Origin of the sequence: Pantanalinema rosaneae CENA516, assembly GCF_050753385.1 — a bacterium.
Taxonomy (GTDB): domain Bacteria; phylum Cyanobacteriota; class Cyanobacteriia; order Leptolyngbyales; family Leptolyngbyaceae; genus Pantanalinema; species Pantanalinema rosaneae.
Genome location: NZ_JBLZFZ010000012.1, coordinates 18,427 through 39,450 on the forward strand (window position 1 = coordinate 18,427; position 21,024 = coordinate 39,450).

Below are 21,024 nucleotides of genomic sequence, written 5' to 3' on the forward strand. Positions count from 1 at the left end.
AGTAAAAGTTCGATGAAATCAGCCTCCTAGGGCTCCAGCTAGCCAACCTAACCCTAAAGCGCTCAAAGAAGTTATGGTTAATTGGAAAAAAGTTTTGGCTGAACTATGCCTTTGCCGGAGTTGTTTGGCGGTAGCACTGAATAGAACAAAGTTCAGTCCTATCGTCATGCCAACCATGTAAATGACGATCGCAGGTTCGCCCAACCCAGCAATGCGGTAGCACACCACCAGCGTGAACCCTATACCTAGCCACAGCCCTTTACGCCCCAGATAGCTGACCGCCGCAGAAAACACGATCGCGACGACAAAGGCAATCCACTGGATCCCCTGCAAGCTCGGTAGCGTTAAAAATACTCCAGTCAAGAACGCCCAGAGAAAGCTGATGATCAGAAGTAACCAAGACCGTTTGGGCTGACTTAGAGGGGGCATTTGGGTTAGGAGGTGTACCAAATTGATTCGATCGCCGCCGCAACCTGATCCAATTGCGACCGATCGTTCTCAGGTAATAAAACCGTGACATGCCCTAATTTACGTCCCGGTCGGGATTCTGTTTTGCCATACCAGTGAACATGTGCTCCCGGTAGTGCCGCTAACTGCTGGCGTTGGCTCAGGTAATCGCTCTGGGAGTGTTCATAGCCCAAGAGATTGACCATGACAGCGGCAGGCGATCGCATGGCTGGATCGCCTAACGGTAAACCACTCACTGCCCGGAGATGTTGTTCAAACTGAGATGTAGTACAGGCATCCAGAGTAAAGTGACCGGAGTTGTGGGTACGGGGGGCAATTTCGTTCACCAGTACCTGATCGTCCTTAGTAAGGAATAATTCAATCCCAAAGATGCCCACCGCATCCAGACCCGTAAGCAGTGTCCGGACGATCGCCTCGACTTGTGTGAGCACAGATGGGGAGACTGACGCTGGCGCAAATACCCGCCGACAGACTTGCTGTTCTTGCTGCGTTTCGACGATCGGGTATAGAGCAATTTCACCAGTGACCGATCTCGCTGCGATCGCCGCTAACTCTCGATCGAAGGGCACGAATTCCTCTACTAACAGAGGCACATGAGGCAACCGCTCGATCGTTGCCTGTAACTCTGCCTGATTTCTGAGAATAAATGTCCCCTGTCCGTCATAGCCATGCCGCCGCGTTTTCAGGACGATCGGAAATGACCAGAACACTTCCTTATCTCCCTCATCTGACGGATTAAATGCCCAGAACTTAGGAGTTGGCAACCCCAAATTCTGCAAATAAGACCGTTGATCAAACTTGTCTAGCAATGGCTGTAGAACAGACAACTTGGGACGGAAGCAAACACCGCGATCGGCTAATGCTGATAAAGCCACCAGATCAACGAATTCATTTTCAAAGGTAATCACTTCGGTTTGTGCCGCGAGTTGGGCAGTCGCAGCGGCATCAGCGACCGGAGCCAGCACCGTATTTGCCGCGATCGTCACAGCCGGATCAGAAGTGGCTGGAGTTTGCACCACTAATTCCACCCCTAACTTCGTGGCGGCTCCTGCCATCATCCAGGCTAATTGTCCGCCGCCAATCACCCCAACTCGTTGCACCATAACCTGTATTCCTTACCGACAGCCCAAAGAGTCTCGTGTATCTACGCCAGTCACAGAATTCGTCCCACTGGCGATCGCACAGAGTTGCTTCAGTTGATATTTGTCCAAAATGGCATCCGTAAAATCGGCTCCAGTGATATTGACATCCCGGAATTCCGTCCGCAACATCATGGCATTGGTCAGAATCGCATCACTTAAATCGACCCGCATCAGCCGAATCGTGTCCATCATGGCTTGATTCAAATTGGCTTGATGAAACGTCGCATCCGCGATCGCTGAAGCACTAAAGACTGCCCCTTCCAGATTCGCCTTTGTAAAATTTGCCCCATTCAAATTGGCGTTGGCAAACTCTGCTGTTCGCAATTCCTGTCCCGAAAAATCCTCTCCGGTCAATTCTGCACTGTCATAGGCTGCTGGGGGAGCATATTGCTGGGAAAAGGTTCTTCCGACTGCCGCTGAACTTGCCGCCGCTTGTGCAGGCAGGACATAAGTGAAATTCACCAAGAACATGACAGCCATTGTTAGTAACGTAGCCATCAATCCGAGAAGACGCGATCGCACAAACTGGAAAACTACAGCCATCATGAGTGTTTAGTTTTGAGACACCTAACCTTTCTCAGTGTAGAAGCAAGTGTTTACTCTGGGTCAAATCCCAAATAACCGCGAGGAGTAATCAGCCAATCGGCATGGCGGCGAGTGCTTTGATTGCCGATTAATACAGTCGTCAGCATATCGATCGGTTGATTGAGCAATTCTCCTAACGTCGTCAGGGTAATCTGCTCAGTGGCACGATAGGCGGAACGAACCAGAGCTACCGGAGTTTGCGGATCACGATGCTGAAGAAAGATGCGTTGGGCGATCGCAATTTGTTCCGTCCGAGTTTGAGATTTCGGGTTATACAATGCCACAACAAAATCTGCCTGAGCCGCTGCCTGTAACCGTTTTTCGATCACATTCCACGGAGTCAGCAAATCACTCAAACTAATGGCACAAAAATCATGCATCAACGGCGCACCGACGCGAGAGGCTGCCGCTTGGAGGGCGGTAATTCCAGGAAATACTTGCACCTCTGGCGTTTGCCCGTCCCAGTCCTGCGCCCGTAGTTGTTCCAGCACTAATCCTGCCATGCCGTAAATCCCACAATCCCCCGACGAGACAACCGCCACGGTTAAACCCCACTGCGCCAAGGCGATCGCCCGTTCGGCTCGCTGCCGCTCTTGAGTAATCGGTAGTGCTTCAACAATTTGCCCCGGACGGAATAGCGATCGAATCAGATCAATATACAGAGAGTAACCAATCACCACATCGGCTTGCGTGATCGCGGTTTGAGCGGCTGGCGTAATTTGGGCTAATTCTCCCGGTCCCGTTCCCACTAGCCAGAGTTTACCGATTCGTCCGGTGTATTCCTGATCTGCCTGGGCGATCGCGATCGTCACGGCTCCGGGCTGTCCTTCTAGACGGAAGATCTGTTTGGTGACGCGGAGTGGTGAGGAGGATGGGGAGGGTGAGGGAGGTGAGGGGGATGAGGACAGTGAGGAGGATGAGGAGCCAAGAGGAGTTACCCTATCTCCCCTATCTCCCCAACTAGCCACGATCGCGGCAGCCTCCGCCACACTGGGAGTCCCGACTTCGGCTTCAACAATAGAGGAGGGATGGGGAACGGGAATCGTCGCTAAGGTATCGGCGGTAAAGCAGCGCAGCGGTAACTGTCGCTCCTGGCAGAATTCCAGCAAACCGACTTCATCGGCTTTCAGGTCGATCGTGGCAATACCTGCGATCGCGGCTTCTGCTAGATGGTGGGCTTGAAACACCTGCTGAATGGCTTGGGCAATTACGGTTTTGGGTGTCCCTCGTTCACAGCCGATCCCGACCCACAGGACTCTGGGATGCCACTGGACTTTAGGAAAATTGGAGTCAGTCGCAAATTGCCGTTGTAGGGGTGAGATCCAAATTCGGGCGGCGGGAGTGGGTCGGGTTTCCTGGTCAGTCGCCGTATGTTCTGGGAAGCCAAACTGAAACGGATGCTCGGCAGGTAAATGGGATTGCCAGAGGGTTGATCCGGTTTCCTGGATCACTTCTACAGGTAATTGACGGGCGATCGCGGCACTCACCCCCGTCCAGTCACCCCTACCTTTGACCCAACCAAACGGCTCTCCCAGAATATCAATGCCAGGTAAGTTCAAATGATTTGCCGCCCCTGTTAGTACCGGAGTGGCTCCCAGTTGCCGCGCGATTCCCTGCGTCAAGCGATCGCCCCCGGCTTGATGACCACCGGATACACTGATCACAAACTGACCCGCTTGATCAATCACAATCACGGCGGGATCGGTGGCTTTGTCTTGCAACAAGGGTGCGATTAAGCGAACGACTGCCCCGGTTGATAAACAGAAAACGAATGCCTGATGCGATGACCACAGGTTAGCCAGCAGGGTTTTGAGTGGCTCGGTATAAACCTGAATAGTTTGATTGGGCAGAATTTCGGATGGGTGGGTAGTAACAATGGCTTCCGGCAACCATAGTGTCCCGATCGCTCCCAACCGTTGTAAGGTTTGGAATCCGGTCGGTGTTGTGGTTATCAGGGCGATCGGCTGAAAGGCTGGAAAAACAGACTGGCTCAAAATACTTGCATGATTCCTAACGGCTTTGTCAGTATCGCTCTAGAGTCCAACCCGATTCAACTCATCTGGTCAGGGAGGTGCGATCGCAAAGCCTCTACCCTGCCACTATTTCGTAGCGCCTGGAAGGGTAATTCAATAACTGAGGGTTAAGCAGTGGGCAGAAAATTTACCCTTGTTCTGTAGACTTTCTGCCCCAGTCACCCGATTAATCGCAACAGGGTGCTTTTTCTTCACAACAGGGTGCGTTTGATCCACAACATGCCTGCTGTGCCCAGGCGGCACCCGCCGTTAGACCAAGTACGGCTAGACCCAACACGACTAAACCAGCAAATTTCTTTGTCCGAACAGAAAGATTTTGCATATTGTCTCCTTGACTGTTTAACCGAAGAAAACAGTGCTAATAGAACTGAACTCAATGTACCCATTTAAGTTCAGTGAAATAATCAACTTTACTAATAAATACTCTAAGGTTTACATCAACTTTACAATTGCAATCGATCTGGTTCTATCGTCTGAGTTATGCTTAATCAACAGCTAAATGCCAGCAGATTAAGCAGCATAACTGAAAATTGTCAAAATTTCTGAACCCGTAACCAGACCGTTTGCTCAACTTCAATTCATTCGACAATATAAACATAATCAAGCTCGCGATCGAGACTCTTGTCTTACTCCAGTGTGCGTAAACAGTCCAATAGGTTGTGGCGATGTAGGACATGGACTCCGGCGATCGGGTTGTCCATAATTTTCACAGTGGCATCGGAGAACACAATCACTGGCGTGACAAATTTCAGTCCGCGTCGTTCTTTCATTACTACGGCTTGGCGCTTTGCCTGACTGAGAAAATCCTTTTCAAACGAGATGGTACTCTGTCCCAACTTGCGATAAAGCTGATTCTGGTGGGCAAACACATAGCCTCGATGGGATTTGACATCGATCGTGTAAGCCTTGCCCTTAGGAGAAATCAGAAACACATCGACATCACCAACCTGGCGATCCTGCACACCATACTCAATCTGCCATCCCTGGGACTTGAGGGACTCTAGCAGGTGGGCAATTTCTTCTTCGGCTCTGGCTCCTTGGTCAGCATGGTTTGCCCGTTTCCACAGGTAAACCCCTCGGAAGGTGGTAAATCCCGCGATCGCGAGAGTGATGGGATATAGCCAGAAAACTAAAGGGGCGATCGTGGCAGCATTAGCTAACCGAACGATCGCAAATAGCTGTTGGGCGAGCCAATACAGACCGATCGGAAGCACCAGCAATACACCCGTTGCCAAAAAGAACTGCATCGCTTTGATCCGGCGACGAAATGCCAAAACGCGCACATTTTTTCCGGCACGGGGCATATCACATCACCAGATGGCTACGGCACAATCAACACGGGGCAGGGTGAGAGATTAATCACGCGATTTGTGACACTTTCGGCGGCTCCTTCCTCGGTTAACCCCATGCCGCGACAGCCCATCACAATTAAATCCACATCCAGTTCATCGGCGACATCGCAAATGGTAAAGGCAGGTTTCCCTTGCCGTTCTACCGCTTCCGATTCAATGCCCTGCTGGGAAAATAGAGTTTTGGCACTTTCTAATAATTCCGCGATCGCCTGAGGAGAAGCCATCACATCGCCAGACGCTGCCACTTCTTCTGCATCTTCCACCACTGACAGAATAATCAGGCGACTGTTATGGAATTTGACCAACTCAGCCACGGTTTCGGCAGCTTGCCGCGATTCTCGGCTTTGGTCGATCGGGAACAGGATCGTTTTAAACATGACAGGTATCTCCCAGTGATCAGTAAAACTTTAGGTCGGTGCATTCGCTCTGATTAGTCATTGTAGGAGTCGCGATCGATTTCTCATAATCAGGGGTTATCGCTGAACCAGAGCAGCGGGGTTTGACCCCGGATCAATAACTCCAGCTTGGAGATTTTTTAAGAAATATTTCAATTACTCATTTCCTGATGGCTCAAAATCATGGAAAATACAAATAGGTAAAAAGACTTATTCAGGAGGTTGGTTCGGTGCCCAAGAAGACTGTAGCAAACTTATCGTCTGCTGACTTATCTGGAAAGCGGGTTCTCGTCCGGGCAGATTTTAACGTTCCTTTAGATGGACAGCTTAATATTACTGACGATACGCGGATTCGTGCCGCTCTGCCCACCATTCAAGAATTGACCTCTAAGGGTGCCAAGGTGATTCTCAGCAGCCACTTCGGTCGTCCCAAGGGTGATGATTTTGCCTCACGGGTGGCAGACAAGTTTCGGTTGACTCCGGTTGCCAATCGGTTGTCGGAACTGCTCGGTAAGCCCGTCACGAAGACCGATGATTGTATTGGCGATGATGTGGCGGCGAAAGTAGCGGCAATGCAGAACGGGGATGTGCTCCTGCTGGAGAATGTCCGCTTCCATCCCGGTGAAGAAAAGAATGATCCCGAATTTGCCAAGCAACTTGCCTCGGTTGCCGATCTTTATGTCAACGATGCCTTTGGAACGGCTCACCGCGCCCACGCTTCTACCGAAGGGGTGACTCACTACCTCAAGCCTTCGGTGGCTGGCTTCCTGATCGAGAAAGAACTGAAGTATTTGCAAGCGGCGATCGAAACTCCTCAGCGTCCGTTAGCGGCAATCATCGGTGGTTCTAAAGTTTCCAGCAAAATCACCGTGATCGAAACCCTGCTAGAAAAAGTAGATAAGCTGCTGATCGGCGGTGGCATGATCTTCACCTTCTATAAAGCGCGTGGTCTGAGTGTCGGTAAGTCGCTGGTGGAAGACGAATTTCTGGAACTGGCGAAAACTCTGGAAGCGAAAGCCAAAGAGAAGGGTGTAGAACTGTTGCTGCCGACTGATGTCGTGGTAGCAGACAACTTCGCTGCTGATGCCAACTCTCAAACCGTGAGCGTGGAAGCGATTCCCGACGGCTGGATGGGACTGGATATTGGACCCGACTCGGTGAAGGTTTTCCAAGAAGCGCTATCGAGCTGCAAGAGCGTGATCTGGAATGGTCCCATGGGTGTGTTTGAGTTTGATAAGTTTGCGGCAGGTACGGAAGGAATTGCTCGGACACTGGCAGACCTGACCAAAACTGGAACCACCACGATTATTGGCGGTGGCGACTCCGTAGCGGCAGTTGAAAAGGTGGGTGTCGCCGAGCAAATGAGCCACATTTCTACCGGTGGCGGTGCCAGCTTAGAACTTCTGGAAGGCAAGGAACTACCTGGAATTGCGGCTCTGGATGAGGCGTAAATTCGCAGCCCATTTTGTTGTGGCAAGGTGGGATTGCTAACCGGATACAAATCTCTCTGAAGCGTTACTCCGCTCCCTCATTGTTCTACGGTGTCCACTCAGGTCATAGTAGAAAAATGAGGGGTTTTTCTTGAGTGCGATCGCCCCTCAGCGACCATTGGATACGATTGACTATAAGCTCTTGATTTCTACTTATGTCGTCTCCTTTTCCAGGGATGAATCCCTATCTTGAACAGCCACAATTATGGGCGGAAGTTCATGCTCGACTAATTGTGGCGATCGCAGATGCTTTAACACCTTATTTGCGTCCAAAATATCGAGTGGCTGTCGAACAACGGGTTTACCAAAGTGCCAGTGATGAAGCGTTGTTAGTCGGCATTCCAGATGTGTCGGTCAAACGCACTTCTGCGACAGAAACACCAGCAAAGGCGGCAATGATCACTGTGGCTGTGCCCTCGATCGCCCCCACTAAAGTGACTGTACCGATGTTGGAAGAAGTTCGAGAACGCTATTTAGCGGTGCGAGAAGTGGGAACCCAGGCGGTCATTACTGTCATTGAATTACTTTCCCCTAAAAATAAGCGATCGGGAGAAGGGCGCAGAGCTTATGAAAATAAGCGCCAGGAGATTTTAAGTAGTCTGACTCATCTAGTGGAAATTGATTTGCTGCGAGAGGGACAACCAATGCCAGTTGTGGGGGCACAGGTGCGATCGGATTACCGAATTCTAGTTAGCCGCAGTGACGATCGCCCAACCGCAGATCTGTATGCCTTTAACTTACCCGATCCGATTCCGACCTTTTCGTTACCCCTCCGTCCAGAGGATACTGAACCGACTGTTGACGTACAAACCCTCTTACAAGAAGTTTATGAACGGGCAGGATTTGACTTAGCGATCGATTATACTTCTGACCCGATTCCGACCCTGAATGAATCGAGTCAAATTTGGCTGGAAACTTTACTGAAACACCAACAACTTCGCTCGTAATAATCTTTAGTTTCGATCGAGCTTAAGTTTTGCTTGGTGTTCAAACCAGGTAACAACTTGGGGAATCGTTAAGTCTTCAATCTTAGTTTTTGTTTCTGTCGCGGTTTGTTCTAATGGTTTCCGAGAGGAGATCACTAAACGGGAGAAAAATTGTTTGAATTGCCGATCGATCCCCTGTTGTAAACTCGGATCTTGATAAATCCAATCTTCAATTTGTTCGGGAGTCAAATCCGCGATCGCGCAATTCGATTGAGCGGCAATTTGTTTCAGCGATCGTAAAGCGTAAATGGCGACTCTAGCCGTGAATTTATCATGTGAAGTCAGCAGAGCTTTATCGACTTCGGCACATTCTTCGGGAGTCAGAAATTCGGTTGGTGGTTGCATCAACTACTCCTTAAATTCATCTGATAAATTCTGTTTAGCCGAGCGGCGATCGTGGATTAATCCAATCACATCAAATAAGGTTCTTCCAACACCCAGCAGGATAATGAAGCCAGCACCCGCTACCGGAATGCCACTAAAAAATACGGTTTGGCTATGCTCAGTAGAGTACATGATCCCAGAAGCTCTGGCGGAACCAAGATTTCTAGAATCATAGGTGATATAAACCGAGTCCCCAATTTTTAACGGGGTGAGAAAACAATCCATTAACTGCACCGGCTTTCCAGTTTGAGGCTGAAATTGGAACACTGGACACTGCTTCGTGACGGATTTATTTTGCTGCCAAACCGTCGATCGTCGTCCTGGTTGCCAGACTTTTTCTTTGCGTAAGGCAACAACCTTGCCAACTGTTTCAACTTGATGGTTGGCGGTTTCCACCGCACTGATAAAGTTGCCTAACACCGTGGAAAGTAGGAAACCACCCACAGCCGTAGCTGTAACCCCAAGGAAGATTCCGGCAATTCGCTGGCTCAAGGACATCTACTCACCTTGCTGAGTCAGGAGGCATTCGGCTGAATCAAATAGCCACAGCGATGTTCGCCATTGACAAGCCAATGGGTGCGTTGCACCGAGCAATCCAGAGCGACGGCAAACATTTCTAATTCATGCCCACAAACACTGGGAAAAGATTCGGCAATATGCGAAATGGCGCAATTATATTCCGTCAGAATAAATCGATCGTCGGCATCTGTGGCGATCGTCGCATTAGCATCATCCACGGCATACCACTCGGTCATATAGCCTTCAATCCGGCGTAACTCCACCAACCGGGCAACGCGCTCCTTCAACGTGCCCTGCCCAATGCGATCGCGGTATTCCATCGCCTTACGTTCCCATTGCTTCCGCAAAATTGAGCCGACCTGATCCTTCCCAACCGTCTCCGCTAGGGTGTCTAATAGAGAAACGGCAAAATCATCATAACGATCAGGAAACTGCGATCGACCGGCAGCACTGAGGGCATAGAGGTAGTTGGGACGACCCATACCCGCGTGAATCACCTCATGGTCAATCAACCCCTCGGTTTCCAGATCCTTGAGGTGGCGGCGAATGGCTTGGGGACTGATTTGCAACGTTTCAGCCAACTCCTGTGCAGTTGCCCGTCCCTGCTTCAAGAGGTGATGTAGAATGTCTTGTTTGGTCGAGGGCTGGTGAGTCGTCGTCATTCTGTTTCCAGAGATAAAGCTGACAGACAAAAATCCGCCATCAAAATTTTAATTAAACAACAGCATTGTTGCTAAAGTACCTTACAATGAAGTTAAACAACAATCGTGTTGTTTTAATTATATAGAATCCGATCCTCATATTGTCGTCCTGCCGCATGAATTCAGAGACTCAGACTAAACAAGCGTCCGAAAAAAGCCTCGAAGCCATGAGGAACTTCTCAGAAACCTATGCCAAGCGCACAGGTACGTTTTTCTGCGTTGATCCTGGGGTTACGGCTGTGGTCATCGAGGGACTGGCTAAGCATAAGGATGAACTAGGGGCACCCCTGTGTCCCTGTCGGCACTACGAAGACAAGCAAGCGGAGGCGGCAGCCGCCTACTGGAATTGTCCCTGTGTCCCCATGCGGGAGCGCAAAGAATGCCACTGTATGCTCTTCCTCACCCCCGATAACGACTTTGCGGGTGACAGTCAAGACATTGATATCGAGCAAATCCGGGCAGTCACCAATCAGTACTAGGTTTTCGATCGGCGGGTTTGGTGTGTGAACGTACCAAACTCGCTATCTAAAATCCCCATTCGATCTTGAGAGAACACTACCGATGAGCGCAACTGTTCAGAACCTCGTCAATCAGCCCTATAAATACGGATTTGTTACCAATATTGAATCCGATACGATTCCTCGGGGGCTAAATGAAGACATGATTCGGCTAATTTCGGCGAAGAAAGAAGAGCCGGAATTTATGCTGGAGTTTCGCCTGCGAGCCTATCGCCAATGGCTGAAGATGACGGAACCGACCTGGCAACATGCGACCTATCCTGCGATCGATTATCAGGACATCATCTACTACTCGGCTCCCAAGGTGAAGGAGAAGAAACAGAGTTTGGATGAGGTCGATCCAGAGTTGCTGGATACGTTTGAAAAGCTAGGAATTCCCCTGTCTGAACAGAAGCGTCTCACGAACGTGGCAGTGGATGCCATCTTTGATAGTGTTTCCGTTGCCACTACCTTTAAAGCAAAGCTGGCGGAACAAGGAGTGATTTTCTGTTCCATCTCAGAGGCGTTGAGAGAACATCCCGAGTTGGTGCAGAAATATTTGGGTAGTGTCGTGCCGATCGCGGATAACTACTTCGCCGCGCTCAACTCGGCAGTGTTTAGCGATGGCTCCTTTGTCTACATTCCCAAAGGCACGAAATGCCCAATGGAACTGTCTACCTACTTCCGGATCAATAATGGCGATTCGGGACAGTTCGAGCGGACGCTGATTGTGGCAGACGAAGGTAGCTCGGTCAGCTATCTGGAAGGCTGTACCGCACCGATGTATGACAGTAACCAGCTCCATGCGGCAGTGGTGGAACTGGTGGCGTTGGATAATGCTGAAATCAAATATTCCACCGTCCAGAACTGGTATGCCGGAGATGCAAATGGCAAAGGCGGGATTTATAACTTCGTCACCAAACGCGGTCTGTGTCAGGGCGTGAATTCCAAGATTTCCTGGACGCAGGTGGAAACCGGGTCAGCGATTACCTGGAAGTATCCCAGTTGCGTCTTAGTCGGTGATAACTCAGTCGGTGAATTCTACTCGGTGGCGCTAACCAATCACCACCAACAAGCCGATACCGGTACGAAGATGATCCACATCGGCAAAAACACCCGCAGCACGATTATTTCCAAAGGAATTTCGGCAGGACAATCGAAAAACAGCTATCGCGGCTTAGTCAAAATTGGACCGAAAGCCACGGGGGCGCGTAACTATTCCCAATGCGACTCGATGCTGATTGGCGACAATGCCCAAGCCAATACCTTCCCCTACATCCAGGTGCAGAATAATAGCGGCAAAGTAGAACACGAAGCTTCTACGTCCAAGATTGGCGAAGACCAATTGTTCTACTTCCAGCAACGTGGCATTTCCGCCGAAGACGCGATTTCCATGATGATTAGCGGCTTCTGTAAGGACGTGTTTAACCAACTGCCAATGGAATTTGCGGTCGAAGCCGATCGCCTGTTGAGCCTGAAGCTAGAAGGTAGTGTAGGGTAATGAGTTCTGCCAGCATGGGATTAGTCTATGCAGAGATTGAGCTAGTGCGTGGGGATGACCTGGCATTGGTTCGAGCGGGTTATTTGTCTAATGAACAAATTCATCGCTGTACTGTCAGCGCTTTAGTAGACAGTGGAGCAACGATGCTGGCAATTCCAGAATTCATCAAAACCCAGTTGCACTTGTCGCCAGTGAGCGAGATTGAAGCGGAGTTAGCCAATGGTGCCAGCCTGAAACTAGAGGTGGTGGGACCAGTGGAAGTGCGATTTGCAAATCGTCGGACAACGGTTGAAGCTCTGGTAGTTCCAGATAGTACCAAAGTCTTGCTAGGAGCCATTCCCATGGAAGGAATGGATGTCCTAATTGACCCTAAACGAGAACGGTTGATTGTCAACCCGGACAGTCCAGAGGTTGCCAAAGTATTGCTGATGTGAATTGAAATAAGCAGGGAGGAGGGATCGCGTGATTCGGGAGAATAGTGAAGTGATTTTGGCGGTACGGGATTTGACCGCCGACGTGGATGGTACGCCAATTTTGAAGGGGTTAAACCTGGAAATTAAAGCCGGGGAAATCCACGCGATCATGGGACCAAATGGTTCTGGAAAAAGTACCTTTTCCAAGATTCTAGCCGGACATCCTGATTACACGGTCACCGGTGGAACGGTCGAATTTTTAGGACAAAACTTGCTGGATTTGGAACCGGACGATCGCGCCAAGTCAGGGGTTTTCCTCGCCTTTCAATATCCCCTGGAAATTCCGGGTGTGAGTAACCTGGATTTTCTGCGAGTCGCCTACAATGCCCGTCGCCAACACCAAGGGTTGGAAGAACTGGATGCCTTTGACTTTGATGAGTTAGTGCAGACTAAGTTAGGGTTGCTGAAAATGGATCAGGCATTCCTCAGTCGCAGTGTGAATGAAGGCTTCTCTGGCGGTGAGAAAAAACGCAATGAGATTCTACAAATGGCATTGCTAGAGCCTAAGCTGGGGATCTTAGATGAAATCGATTCTGGTTTAGATATTGATGCGCTGAAGATTGTCGCTAACGGGGTAACCCAACTCACTACCCCTGATAATGCCGTATTGATGATTACGCACTATCAACGCCTACTCAACTACATCACGCCAGACTATGTGCATGTAATGGAAGCGGGTCGCATTCTCACCACGGGCGGCAAGGAATTGGCACTGGAATTGGAAGAACGCGGCTACGACTGGGTGCGCGACGATGAGGCGATCGAGGTAGGGGCAAGATGACGATTCAAGTGTCTACTGTCCCCGAAGTGGGGAATTTGGGGATTACGACTAAAGTCGATCGCACCGCTTATCTGACTCAATTGCTCAACCTGCGATCGCCCTTGAGTGCATCGAATGCTTGGCTGCAAGCGACTCGTGATCAAGCAGCAGCAAGAGTGCAGGAATTAGCCATTCCCTCGACGAGAGAGGAAGAATGGCGCTTCACCGACTTGTCGCCTCTGTTACTAGTGAATTTTCAGGCAGCAACGGCGATCGCTCCCGCTAACCTGGAAGCCTGGTTTTTGCCAGAAGCGGCAAATAGTCGGTTAGTCTTTGTCAATGGTCAGTATGCACCGGAACTTTCGGCAACGGCGGATCTTCCAGCCGGGGTAACGATCGGGAATTTAGCGACGGTTGGCTCCCTCCAGTCTAAACTGGCGAATTACCTGGCAAAACAACCCGGTGCTGAAGAAGTCTTTACGGTGCTAAATACTGCCAGCATGACGGATGCAGCTGTCATCCTTGTACCGCGTCATCAGCAGGTAGAAGTCCCAATTCACCTGTTATTTGTCACGACTGGAACAGAGGCGACGATCGCTCATCCCCGTTGTTTGGTAGTTGCGGAAGCAGGGAGTCAGCTAACCCTGATTGAAGATTATGTGGCGATCGATCAAGGGGTGTATTTCACTAATCCCGTGACGGAAATCTGGATTGAGGAAAACGCTCAGGTTAGCCATACTAGAATTCAGCGGGACAGTGAAGCGGCATTTCATATTGGTAAAACGGCGGTTTCCCAGGCGCGAGATTCTCGGTATAGTGGCATCGCTGTCAGCTTAGGCGGTCGGTTGTCCCGGCACAATCTAGAGGTTTACCAGACCGGAGAACAAACCGACACCAACTTGCATGGTCTGACCATGATTGCGGGTGAACAGGTCGGAGATACCCACAGCACGATCGCCTACACGAAACCCCACGGTACCAGTAATCAAGTCCACAAATGTATTGCCAATGACCGCGCTCATGCGGTGTTTAACGGCAAAATCTTTGTACCCAAAGCGGCTCAATTAACCAATGCGGCGCAGCTCAGTCGGAATCTCTTACTATCCCCTAAAGCCAGAGTCGATACGAAGCCGCAGTTAGAGATTACCGCCGATAACGTTAAATGTGCCCACGGCGCTACGGTCAGCCAGTTAGATAACGATGAAGTCTTCTATCTGCAAAGTCGGGGGATTAATGCGGATAGTGCCCGTAAACTGCTGATCTACGCCTTTGCCTATGATGTGATTAGCCAGATTCCCATCACCTCCTTGCGCGATCGGCTGGTGTCTCTGGTTCGCCTCCAACAAGCTTGATCTCCGATGCCCATCCTTCTACGGTTGTTACCATGTTGATTCAGGAAAAACCCCTCGCCCTCACCGTCCGCGCCGATTTCCCAATTTTGCAGCAGCAAGTACATGGGAAGCCGCTGGTCTACCTGGATAATGCCGCCACCTCGCAAAAACCGATCGCGGTATTAAATGCCCTGCGGGACTACTACGAGCAGGACAATTCCAATGTGCATCGGGGAGTGCATACCCTGAGTGCGCGGGCGACGGATGCCTACGAAGCGGCGCGGGATAAAATTGCGACGTTTGTGAATGCGGTATCTCGGCAGGAAATTGTCTACACCCGCAACGCCAGTGAAGCGATCAACCTGGTTGCCTATTCCTGGGGCATGAATCACTTGCAACGGGGCGATGAGATTATCCTGACGGTGATGGAACACCACAGTAATCTAATCCCCTGGCAAATGGTGGCCCAACGGACGGGAGCCATCCTCAAATTTGTCGAGTTGACCGAAACCGAAGAATTCGACTTTGAGCAATATCGATCGCTGCTGTCGGACAAGACCAAATTAGTCTCTGTTGTGCATGTCTCGAATACATTGGGCTGCATTAATCCGGTGAAAGAGATTACAGCCGCCGCGCATCACTATGGTGCTAAAGTCCTGATCGATGCCTGCCAAAGTACACCCCACATGCCGATCGATGTACAGGACATTGATTGTGATTGGCTGGTAGCGTCTGGTCACAAAATGTGTGGACCAACGGGAATCGGTTTCCTGTATGGCAAGTTAGCCTTGCTGCGATCGATGCCGCCGTTCCTGGGGGGTGGCGAGATGATTGCCGATGTGTTTCTCGATCACTCGACTTACGCCGATCTGCCGCATAAATTTGAAGCGGGAACCCCTGCCATTGCCGAAGCGATCGGCTTAGGAGCCGCAGTCGATTATCTGAGCCAGATTGGTATGGATAAAATTCATGCCTATGAGGAAGAACTGACCGCTTACCTGTTCCAACAACTAAATCAGATTCCTCAACTGCGTCTATATGGGCCGCAACCCCAGGCGGATGGCAGTGGTCGGGCGGCTTTAGCCTCGTTCACGGCAGGCGAAGTGCATCCCCACGATCTTTCGACGATTTTGGATCAGGCGGGTGTTGCCATTCGAGCTGGACATCACTGTACCCAACCGTTACACCGTTACCTGAAAGCCCAATCTACGGCACGGGCAAGTCTGTATTTTTACAACACCCGCGAGGAAATCGATGTCTTTATCGCAGCATTGAAAGAGGCGATCGACTTTTTTGCCGATATTTTTGGATAATTCCATGATCAGGAGGGGGTAAAGTGCCAGCTTCCCTTCGGTTCTGCATCGCTAGCGTGACGATCGCTCCTGGGATTGATGACAGTGTAGTGTTAGGGGCAGGAGAATAACGCTAACGAAGGAGGGACGCAGCGCATGAAATCTTGGATGGTCATTGGTGGAGTCACGTTGTTAGTTGCCATATTGAGCAACGTCTTACGTCCCAAGGATGTGAAGTGGTTTCGGCGGTTGCAACGTCCTCGTTGGTTAACCTTTGAATTTCTGATTCCCGTGATCTGGATCACCGTGTTTATCTGTGGAGCCTGGTCGGCGGTGATTGTCTGGGAGAGCGATCCGGGTAGTCAAAAAACCTGGTGGTTAATGGGTTTCTACTTACTGGTAGAGCTTGTGATTGTGGCGTATTCGCCCCTGACCCTATGGACGCATAACCTGAAGGTGGGCACGATCGTCGGTGGGCTGGGGTCGGTTCTAGGATTAATTCTGACGTTGTTGGTGTTGCCGATTTCTGGCTGGGCAGCTGCATTACTATTGCCTTACCTGATCTGGAGTCCGATCGGAACCTATACCACCTGGGTGATGGACAAGCTGAATCCCCCTCGCGGTGAGGGACATGAGAATGAACCTGATCCGGTAACATCCGATCCCTGGCAGTAACAGGGGTGTGAAAGCCTAGAGATTTTTAGGGGAAAATTACCAGGGCGATCGCAGGATTGTAGAATCTGGAAGATCTGAGAACTGCATAAGGAGAGACTATGACTCGCGCCATCATGGAAACGAGCAAGGGCACGATTCATCTAGAACTATTTGATCAAGATGCGCCCAATACGGTGAAGAATTTTGTCGATCTATCCAAGAAAGGCTACTACGATGGCTTGGCATTTCACCGGGTAATTCCTGACTTCATGATTCAAGGAGGTTGCCCAAATACCCGGGAAGGTGCATCGGGTCGTCCAGGCACGGGGGGGCCGGGCTACACGATTAAGTGCGAAATTAATCCCAATAAGCATCAGGCAGGAACGTTGTCGATGGCACACGCGGGGCCCAACACCGGCGGTAGCCAGTTCTTTATCTGCCATTCACCACAACCGCATTTAGATGGGGTGCATACGGTATTTGGCAAGACTGAGGATATGGATGTTGTGAATGCCGTTCGTCAAGGCGACAAGATTCTCTCGGTGAAGATTGAGGAATAGGTAAAACTTTCCTTAAACACCTGGAACTACCACAGGGCTCTCAGGCTGAACATTGCCTCCCGTTGGGGGATCGATCGCCGCAGGAGGTGGGCTACTCGGTTCACCTCCTGTAGGAGGTGCCATCGGAGGCGGTTCGATCACAGGGGGGACTGGAGCAGGTGGCTGACTGACGGCAGGCGGAATATTGGCTGAAGGCGCTGGGGCGGGTGATTCTGCTACAGGTGTAGCGGGTGGAGTAGCGGCAGGAGGATTATAGGCGGGAGGCTCGTAGGAGGAGGGGCGTTGGCGGCGGGAGGGAACCCAGGCATAAGGGGGAGTGCTCCGAGGCGGCACATAATCATTGGTGGCGGGTAAGCGACGACGACGGGCTGCCGCAATATTGCGATCGCGGATAGCAGCAATTTCATCCTCATGATCAGAATAATCGGTTGCTGCGATCGCGGGCTGAGGATGGACGGACTCGGCGGGAGGCGTGACGGGTGCAGCCACGATCGCTGGAACTGGGGCAGGGGATTTGGCGGCGGGAACGACGGCGGTTGGTTTGGGCTTCAGTCCAGCAATGGTGTCCTGTTGAGGCAGTGGCACTTGAAAGCCCTGGAATAATTCGCCCGTAATAATGCTTTGGACTTCCGGCGGTAACATGCGGCGGATCGGCCCAATTTCATCGCCCGTTAAATCGATCGTGATTTTTTGGGAAGCTTTCAGGGCGATCGGCTGGATGCCAGGGTTACTGGGAATCTCAATCTGGACTTGACCAGAGAGCACTTTGATCTCTGCCAGAGAGCCCAGCCGTTCTAGTGTGTAAATGCCATTATTAGTATCAATTACGATCGTGCCAATGCAACCCTGCATCCCCGCTACTACAGTGCGACCGCTTTGCAGTTGCACACACTCGTTGTCTAGCACAAAGGAAGATTGCTGCCCTAAGCGAAATCCGGCATTGGGTGACGTGGGAGAAGTCGCTTGAGGGGATTTCTCAGTAGTTGGGGACGGGGATTGTGGCGATCGTTCCCGCAGGGCATTGGTCAGTTGGAAGCTGACTTTAGCTTTGGCAGGGGTAGTGACATGCTGCCCAGACACAATCTCATTTCCCGATTTTGCTGCCACTCCCTCGACAATTACTGCTGTATTATCAGGTTGTCCGGCAATTTCGACGATTTTGGCTCGCAGGGTGGGTTGGGATAGGGATGGCAAATAGACCAGCCCGATCGCCGACACTAAGCCTGTAACCATTGCCAATCCTCGTAATGACCAGCCAAGATAGCGCTTGACACTCGGTTGACCTAAATGTTGCCGCATCGAACTTCCCCTGGTTCCGCTAGAGTGTAGACGATTTACCTTCTTCCCTCGGTTCCCAGCGTCATCCGGAAAAATCGATCGACTCACAACTATTTTTTTGACTGCACCGCTATGACTGCACCACTTGTTGCTGCTGCCTGGTTACATGACCACTTAAATGATCCACAGGTTGTGATTGTGGATTGTCGATTTGCCCTGGTGCAGCCTGATTTAGGACAGCAGCAATACCAGGAAGCCCATATTCCCGGAGCCTATTACCTGGACTTAAACCGGGATTTATCCAGTCCGGTGACGCTGCATGGGGGACGACATCCCTTACCGGATGTGACTACCCTGGTCCCTAAACTATCGGCAATGGGGATTGTTTCCGATGCTCCGGAGCCAACCTTAGTGGTGGCGTATGACGATTCCCGCTTTGCCTTTGCCTCCCGGTTATGGTGGTTGTTACGTTATCTGGGGCACGATCGGGTGGCGGTGTTAGACGGTGGCTTGGCGGCATGGCAAGCGGCGGGTTATCCCGTGACAAATGCCATGCCGGCGAATCAGCCTGGAAACTTTGTGCCTCGGCTCCAACCAGAGTTAGTGGTGGATATTGAGCAGGTAAAAGCCCGGAAGAATTTGCCGAACGTGCTTTTAGTCGATGCGCGGGAGGGCGATCGCTATCGGGGGGAGCGCGAACCGATCGATCCTGTTGCCGGTCATATTCCGGGAGCAGTGAATTATCCCTGGCAGGAGGTCACAGATGCTCAAGGCTTTGCCCGGGCGATCGCAGAGCAACAACAACGCTGGCAAGGGATGGCATCGGCAAAGGAGGTGATTGTCTACTGTGGTTCTGGCGTGACTGCCTGTGTCAATCTGCTGTCCTTAGAACTGGCAGGGATCAAAACGGGCAAACTTTATGCTGGCAGTTGGAGTGATTGGTGTTCTTACCTGTAGCAGGCTGGCGTAGACAGACAGGGTTGCTAAAACAGGGCTAAAACAGTGGTACATTGACTGTTAAACTAATACCAGTAATAAAGCTGTTAAAATCAACCAGGGGATCGGTAGAGTTGCCAAAGGTATATCCGGCAAAAGCGGATAACTGAGTATTGCGGAACACGGTATAAGAGAGTCGAGCCAATAATTGATGGTAGACATCATCCCGATTTTGCCGGGTGAAGTTAGAAATAGAGAGTTGGTAGTCAAGTCCAGCTTGCAGCTTAGTGGGAATCAGATCGTAATTGAGTGATAACACTAACGCATTAACAATACGTGATTGATCGTCCGGATCGGTGAAGCTGTAGCGAAATTGATAGAAAGAATTGAGCGCTAACCGTTTGGCTAATTGGTCGCGACGGCTCAACTCCAAGCGAATGGAATGTTCGTTAAAGAACCGTGTTCCTTTGGGTAAACCCAGGATCTTATCTCTGGCAATAAACAGTTGTTGATTACTCCACCCAATTTCCCCAAACATACTGGGTGACAGGCGTTGATAAATTCCTGCCCGCAATCTCAGTTCGTTGTAGTCGATTTCGGACAGGCTGGAGTACCGGACAAAATTCCCTTCAACAGAACTAATAAAAAACGTATTTCGTCCTAATGGTGGAATCAGCAGGAACGTTACACCCGGTCGAATTAAGGCATCCTGTACCTGTACCAATTGCGAATAAACATTGCTGCTATTAAAAAAATCAAATCGCGGAATTAGATAGGCGACGGGGGCTCTAGGTGCGGCTGCGGGTGCGGGTGGGAAACCTATTCCGGGGCATCCCAGATCAATGTCGAAGTTCTCGCAGGGTGGGGGCTGTGCCTGGTCATCCTCTGGATTGGGATTGATCGGGGGTGGCGGTGCAATATCTGGATTGAGGAAGCGGGGTAGCTCAGGTTGTTGCTCCTGAACTCGATAAATGTCTCGACCGGGATTGAGAGGATTTTGCCTGCCCGGATTGACTGAATCAGAGCCACCGGATTGCTGCGCTACACCTTGCTCCCCAGTGAAATGATGAGCAAATCCAAGCTGAACCGGATTGCTATCTAAGGAGTTGTGAGCATCTGACTCTAATTGTTTGAGTTTGATCTCATCCAAATCCCCGATCGCTTGAAAGCTGACTACGGTTGGCAGGGAGACGATCGCTGCCTGTGCTACTTGCCAGTCCTGTGCGACCCACTGTTGGGTTGGGGTCGATTCAGCTTGGCTTGCCAATTGTTGCAAGGTTGAATGAGACGCAAACGCGATCGTGGGAATGGATTCCGGGGCAGATAGGGCAGCGGCTCCCTGGCCTGGAGTGGCTGGTAAATCAGCGACAAACCCTGGAGTTATCACCTTTTCGGGATGGGCTGAACTGTTCGGGGCGGGATTGGGTGGCGGCACACATGGGTGACTTGGCTGCGATCGTTCCGGCGCTGCGGATGGTTGCACTGCACAGAGGTCTGGAGACAGTGGTTCGATCGCGGGAACTGACCAGACTGGATTTACGACTAATAAACTACTGCCGATCCCGATCGGGAGCCAGAATCTCCAGCGAAGGTGAAATGAAAACAGTTTAGAGAGGGGGCGATGACGAATATCCAAATCAGGAACCGTAAATTTACTGATACGTGATGAATTGCTCTATGGTGAAGT

The 21,024-nt window shown here is 50.8% G+C and carries 23 protein-coding genes; 11 read left to right on the forward strand and 12 right to left on the reverse strand.

The features are described from left to right. Window positions 1-18: 18 nt before the first annotated feature. From ACN4EK_RS09035 to ACN4EK_RS09065, 7 genes are all read right to left on the reverse strand, one after another. A complete protein-coding gene (locus ACN4EK_RS09035; RefSeq protein WP_431657507.1) occupies window positions 19-429 on the reverse strand; it encodes a hypothetical protein in 411 nt (136 codons plus the stop codon). Between the two features lie 5 nt (window positions 430-434). After that, window positions 435-1,571, reverse strand: a complete 1,137-nt coding sequence (locus tag ACN4EK_RS09040; protein WP_431657508.1) for a 5-(carboxyamino)imidazole ribonucleotide synthase — start codon at window positions 1,569-1,571, stop codon at window positions 435-437. A 12-nt stretch (window positions 1,572-1,583) separates the two neighbouring features. Beyond that, window positions 1,584-2,156: a pentapeptide repeat-containing protein gene (locus tag ACN4EK_RS09045; protein ID WP_431657509.1), complete on the reverse strand. Its 573-nt coding sequence runs from the start codon at window positions 2,154-2,156 to the stop codon at window positions 1,584-1,586. A gap of 50 nt (window positions 2,157-2,206) precedes the next feature. Beyond that, complete coding sequence (cobJ, locus tag ACN4EK_RS09050; RefSeq protein WP_431657510.1) at window positions 2,207-4,189, reverse strand: precorrin-3B C(17)-methyltransferase; 1,983 nt, start codon at window positions 4,187-4,189, stop codon at window positions 2,207-2,209. 205 nt (window positions 4,190-4,394) lie between these two features. Next, window positions 4,395-4,550 (reverse strand): hypothetical protein, encoded by a 156-nt coding sequence (locus ACN4EK_RS09055; RefSeq protein ID WP_431657511.1) that lies wholly within the window; start codon window positions 4,548-4,550, stop codon window positions 4,395-4,397. 304 nt (window positions 4,551-4,854) lie between these two features. After that, window positions 4,855-5,532 carry a nuclease-related domain-containing protein gene (locus tag ACN4EK_RS09060; RefSeq protein WP_431657512.1) on the reverse strand — a complete coding sequence of 226 codons (678 nt, stop codon included), beginning with the start codon at window positions 5,530-5,532 and terminating at the stop codon, window positions 4,855-4,857. Window positions 5,533-5,549: 17 nt separating this feature from the next. Beyond that, entirely contained in the window at window positions 5,550-5,957 is a 408-nt protein-coding gene (locus ACN4EK_RS09065) for a universal stress protein (protein WP_431657513.1), read from the reverse strand. A 248-nt stretch (window positions 5,958-6,205) separates the two neighbouring features. Here ACN4EK_RS09065 and ACN4EK_RS09070 point away from each other — a divergent pair, with 248 nt between their 5' ends. Together ACN4EK_RS09070 and ACN4EK_RS09075 are read left to right on the forward strand one after the other, a co-directional pair. Then, a complete protein-coding gene (locus tag ACN4EK_RS09070) occupies window positions 6,206-7,426 on the forward strand; it encodes a phosphoglycerate kinase (protein WP_431657515.1) in 1,221 nt (406 codons plus the stop codon). 194 nt (window positions 7,427-7,620) lie between these two features. After that, window positions 7,621-8,412, forward strand: a complete 792-nt coding sequence (locus tag ACN4EK_RS09075; protein ID WP_431657516.1) for a DUF4058 family protein — start codon at window positions 7,621-7,623, stop codon at window positions 8,410-8,412. Window positions 8,413-8,418: 6 nt separating this feature from the next. Here the strand turns inward: ACN4EK_RS09075 and ACN4EK_RS09080 are convergent, their stop codons facing one another. The 3 genes from ACN4EK_RS09080 to sufR are packed head-to-tail and all read right to left on the reverse strand — an operon-like array spanning window position 8,419 to window position 10,016. Next, entirely contained in the window at window positions 8,419-8,796 is a 378-nt protein-coding gene (locus tag ACN4EK_RS09080) for a hypothetical protein (RefSeq protein WP_431657517.1), read from the reverse strand. A 3-nt stretch (window positions 8,797-8,799) separates the two neighbouring features. Next, window positions 8,800-9,333 carry a hypothetical protein gene (locus ACN4EK_RS09085; protein ID WP_431657518.1) on the reverse strand — a complete coding sequence of 178 codons (534 nt, stop codon included), beginning with the start codon at window positions 9,331-9,333 and terminating at the stop codon, window positions 8,800-8,802. A gap of 17 nt (window positions 9,334-9,350) precedes the next feature. Beyond that, window positions 9,351-10,016, reverse strand: a complete 666-nt coding sequence (gene sufR, locus ACN4EK_RS09090; RefSeq protein WP_431657519.1) for an iron-sulfur cluster biosynthesis transcriptional regulator SufR — start codon at window positions 10,014-10,016, stop codon at window positions 9,351-9,353. Window positions 10,017-10,171: 155 nt separating this feature from the next. On the opposite strand from sufR, the gene ACN4EK_RS09095 reads away from it, so the two are divergent. From ACN4EK_RS09095 to ACN4EK_RS09130, 8 genes are all read left to right on the forward strand, one after another. Next, window positions 10,172-10,534 (forward strand): ferredoxin thioredoxin reductase catalytic beta subunit, encoded by a 363-nt coding sequence (locus ACN4EK_RS09095; protein WP_431657520.1) that lies wholly within the window; start codon window positions 10,172-10,174, stop codon window positions 10,532-10,534. 82 nt (window positions 10,535-10,616) lie between these two features. After that, complete coding sequence (gene sufB / locus ACN4EK_RS09100) at window positions 10,617-12,053, forward strand: Fe-S cluster assembly protein SufB (protein WP_431657521.1); 1,437 nt, start codon at window positions 10,617-10,619, stop codon at window positions 12,051-12,053. Continuing rightward, entirely contained in the window at window positions 12,053-12,487 is a 435-nt protein-coding gene (locus tag ACN4EK_RS09105; protein WP_431657522.1) for a clan AA aspartic protease, read from the forward strand. Before sufB ends, ACN4EK_RS09105 begins: the two co-directional genes overlap by 1 nt. Window positions 12,488-12,515: 28 nt before the next feature. Further along, complete coding sequence (sufC, locus tag ACN4EK_RS09110) at window positions 12,516-13,307, forward strand: Fe-S cluster assembly ATPase SufC (RefSeq protein ID WP_431657523.1); 792 nt, start codon at window positions 12,516-12,518, stop codon at window positions 13,305-13,307. Next, window positions 13,304-14,638 carry a Fe-S cluster assembly protein SufD gene (gene sufD / locus ACN4EK_RS09115; protein WP_431657524.1) on the forward strand — a complete coding sequence of 445 codons (1,335 nt, stop codon included), beginning with the start codon at window positions 13,304-13,306 and terminating at the stop codon, window positions 14,636-14,638. The genes sufC and sufD overlap by 4 nt, the downstream gene beginning before the upstream one ends. A gap of 32 nt (window positions 14,639-14,670) precedes the next feature. Continuing rightward, window positions 14,671-15,930 (forward strand): SufS family cysteine desulfurase, encoded by a 1,260-nt coding sequence (locus ACN4EK_RS09120; protein ID WP_431657525.1) that lies wholly within the window; start codon window positions 14,671-14,673, stop codon window positions 15,928-15,930. A gap of 135 nt (window positions 15,931-16,065) precedes the next feature. Further along, on the forward strand, window positions 16,066-16,584 hold the full coding sequence (locus ACN4EK_RS09125; RefSeq protein ID WP_431657526.1) for a TspO/MBR family protein: 519 nt from the start codon (window positions 16,066-16,068) through the stop codon (window positions 16,582-16,584). Window positions 16,585-16,682: 98 nt separating this feature from the next. Then, window positions 16,683-17,123, forward strand: a complete 441-nt coding sequence (locus tag ACN4EK_RS09130; protein ID WP_431657527.1) for a peptidylprolyl isomerase — start codon at window positions 16,683-16,685, stop codon at window positions 17,121-17,123. Window positions 17,124-17,135: 12 nt separating this feature from the next. Here ACN4EK_RS09130 and ACN4EK_RS09135 read toward each other — a convergent pair whose 3' ends face one another. Next, window positions 17,136-18,422: a hypothetical protein gene (locus ACN4EK_RS09135; protein WP_431657528.1), complete on the reverse strand. Its 1,287-nt coding sequence runs from the start codon at window positions 18,420-18,422 to the stop codon at window positions 17,136-17,138. 111 nt (window positions 18,423-18,533) lie between these two features. Between ACN4EK_RS09135 and ACN4EK_RS09140 the strand changes: the two genes are divergently transcribed. Continuing rightward, on the forward strand, window positions 18,534-19,358 hold the full coding sequence (locus ACN4EK_RS09140; protein WP_431657529.1) for a sulfurtransferase: 825 nt from the start codon (window positions 18,534-18,536) through the stop codon (window positions 19,356-19,358). Window positions 19,359-19,395: 37 nt separating this feature from the next. Here ACN4EK_RS09140 and ACN4EK_RS09145 read toward each other — a convergent pair whose 3' ends face one another. Continuing rightward, the gene (locus ACN4EK_RS09145; RefSeq protein ID WP_431657530.1) at window positions 19,396-20,973 is read right to left on the reverse strand and encodes a hypothetical protein; all 1,578 of its coding nucleotides are present in this window, start codon (window positions 20,971-20,973) and stop codon (window positions 19,396-19,398) included. Window positions 20,974-21,024: the final 51 nt, after the last annotated feature.

Bases quoted from the DNA above. Each gene is read 5' to 3' on its own strand.
- ACN4EK_RS09055 (WP_431657511.1), bottom strand. From the start codon at position 4,550: ATGCAAAATCTTTCTGTTCGGACAAAGAAATTTGCTGGTTTAGTCGTG.
- ACN4EK_RS09085 (WP_431657518.1), bottom strand. From the start codon at position 9,333: ATGTCCTTGAGCCAGCGAATTGCCGGAATCTTCCTTGGGGTTACAGCT.
- ACN4EK_RS09065 (WP_431657513.1), bottom strand. From the start codon at position 5,957: ATGTTTAAAACGATCCTGTTCCCGATCGACCAAAGCCGAGAATCGCGG.
- sufB (WP_431657521.1), top strand. From the start codon at position 10,617: ATGAGCGCAACTGTTCAGAACCTCGTCAATCAGCCCTATAAATACGGA.
- ACN4EK_RS09135 (WP_431657528.1), bottom strand. From the start codon at position 18,422: ATGCGGCAACATTTAGGTCAACCGAGTGTCAAGCGCTATCTTGGCTGG.
- ACN4EK_RS09130 (WP_431657527.1), top strand. From the start codon at position 16,683: ATGACTCGCGCCATCATGGAAACGAGCAAGGGCACGATTCATCTAGAA.
- ACN4EK_RS09075 (WP_431657516.1), top strand. From the start codon at position 7,621: ATGTCGTCTCCTTTTCCAGGGATGAATCCCTATCTTGAACAGCCACAA.
- ACN4EK_RS09060 (WP_431657512.1), bottom strand. From the start codon at position 5,532: ATGCCCCGTGCCGGAAAAAATGTGCGCGTTTTGGCATTTCGTCGCCGG.
- ACN4EK_RS09140 (WP_431657529.1), top strand. From the start codon at position 18,534: ATGACTGCACCACTTGTTGCTGCTGCCTGGTTACATGACCACTTAAAT.
- ACN4EK_RS09045 (WP_431657509.1), bottom strand. From the start codon at position 2,156: ATGATGGCTGTAGTTTTCCAGTTTGTGCGATCGCGTCTTCTCGGATTG.
- ACN4EK_RS09040 (WP_431657508.1), bottom strand. From the start codon at position 1,571: ATGGTGCAACGAGTTGGGGTGATTGGCGGCGGACAATTAGCCTGGATG.
- ACN4EK_RS09105 (WP_431657522.1), top strand. From the start codon at position 12,053: ATGAGTTCTGCCAGCATGGGATTAGTCTATGCAGAGATTGAGCTAGTG.
- sufD (WP_431657524.1), top strand. From the start codon at position 13,304: ATGACGATTCAAGTGTCTACTGTCCCCGAAGTGGGGAATTTGGGGATT.
- ACN4EK_RS09120 (WP_431657525.1), top strand. From the start codon at position 14,671: ATGTTGATTCAGGAAAAACCCCTCGCCCTCACCGTCCGCGCCGATTTC.
- sufR (WP_431657519.1), bottom strand. From the start codon at position 10,016: ATGACGACGACTCACCAGCCCTCGACCAAACAAGACATTCTACATCAC.
- ACN4EK_RS09095 (WP_431657520.1), top strand. From the start codon at position 10,172: ATGAATTCAGAGACTCAGACTAAACAAGCGTCCGAAAAAAGCCTCGAA.
- ACN4EK_RS09080 (WP_431657517.1), bottom strand. From the start codon at position 8,796: ATGCAACCACCAACCGAATTTCTGACTCCCGAAGAATGTGCCGAAGTC.
- ACN4EK_RS09125 (WP_431657526.1), top strand. From the start codon at position 16,066: ATGAAATCTTGGATGGTCATTGGTGGAGTCACGTTGTTAGTTGCCATA.
- ACN4EK_RS09035 (WP_431657507.1), bottom strand. From the start codon at position 429: ATGCCCCCTCTAAGTCAGCCCAAACGGTCTTGGTTACTTCTGATCATC.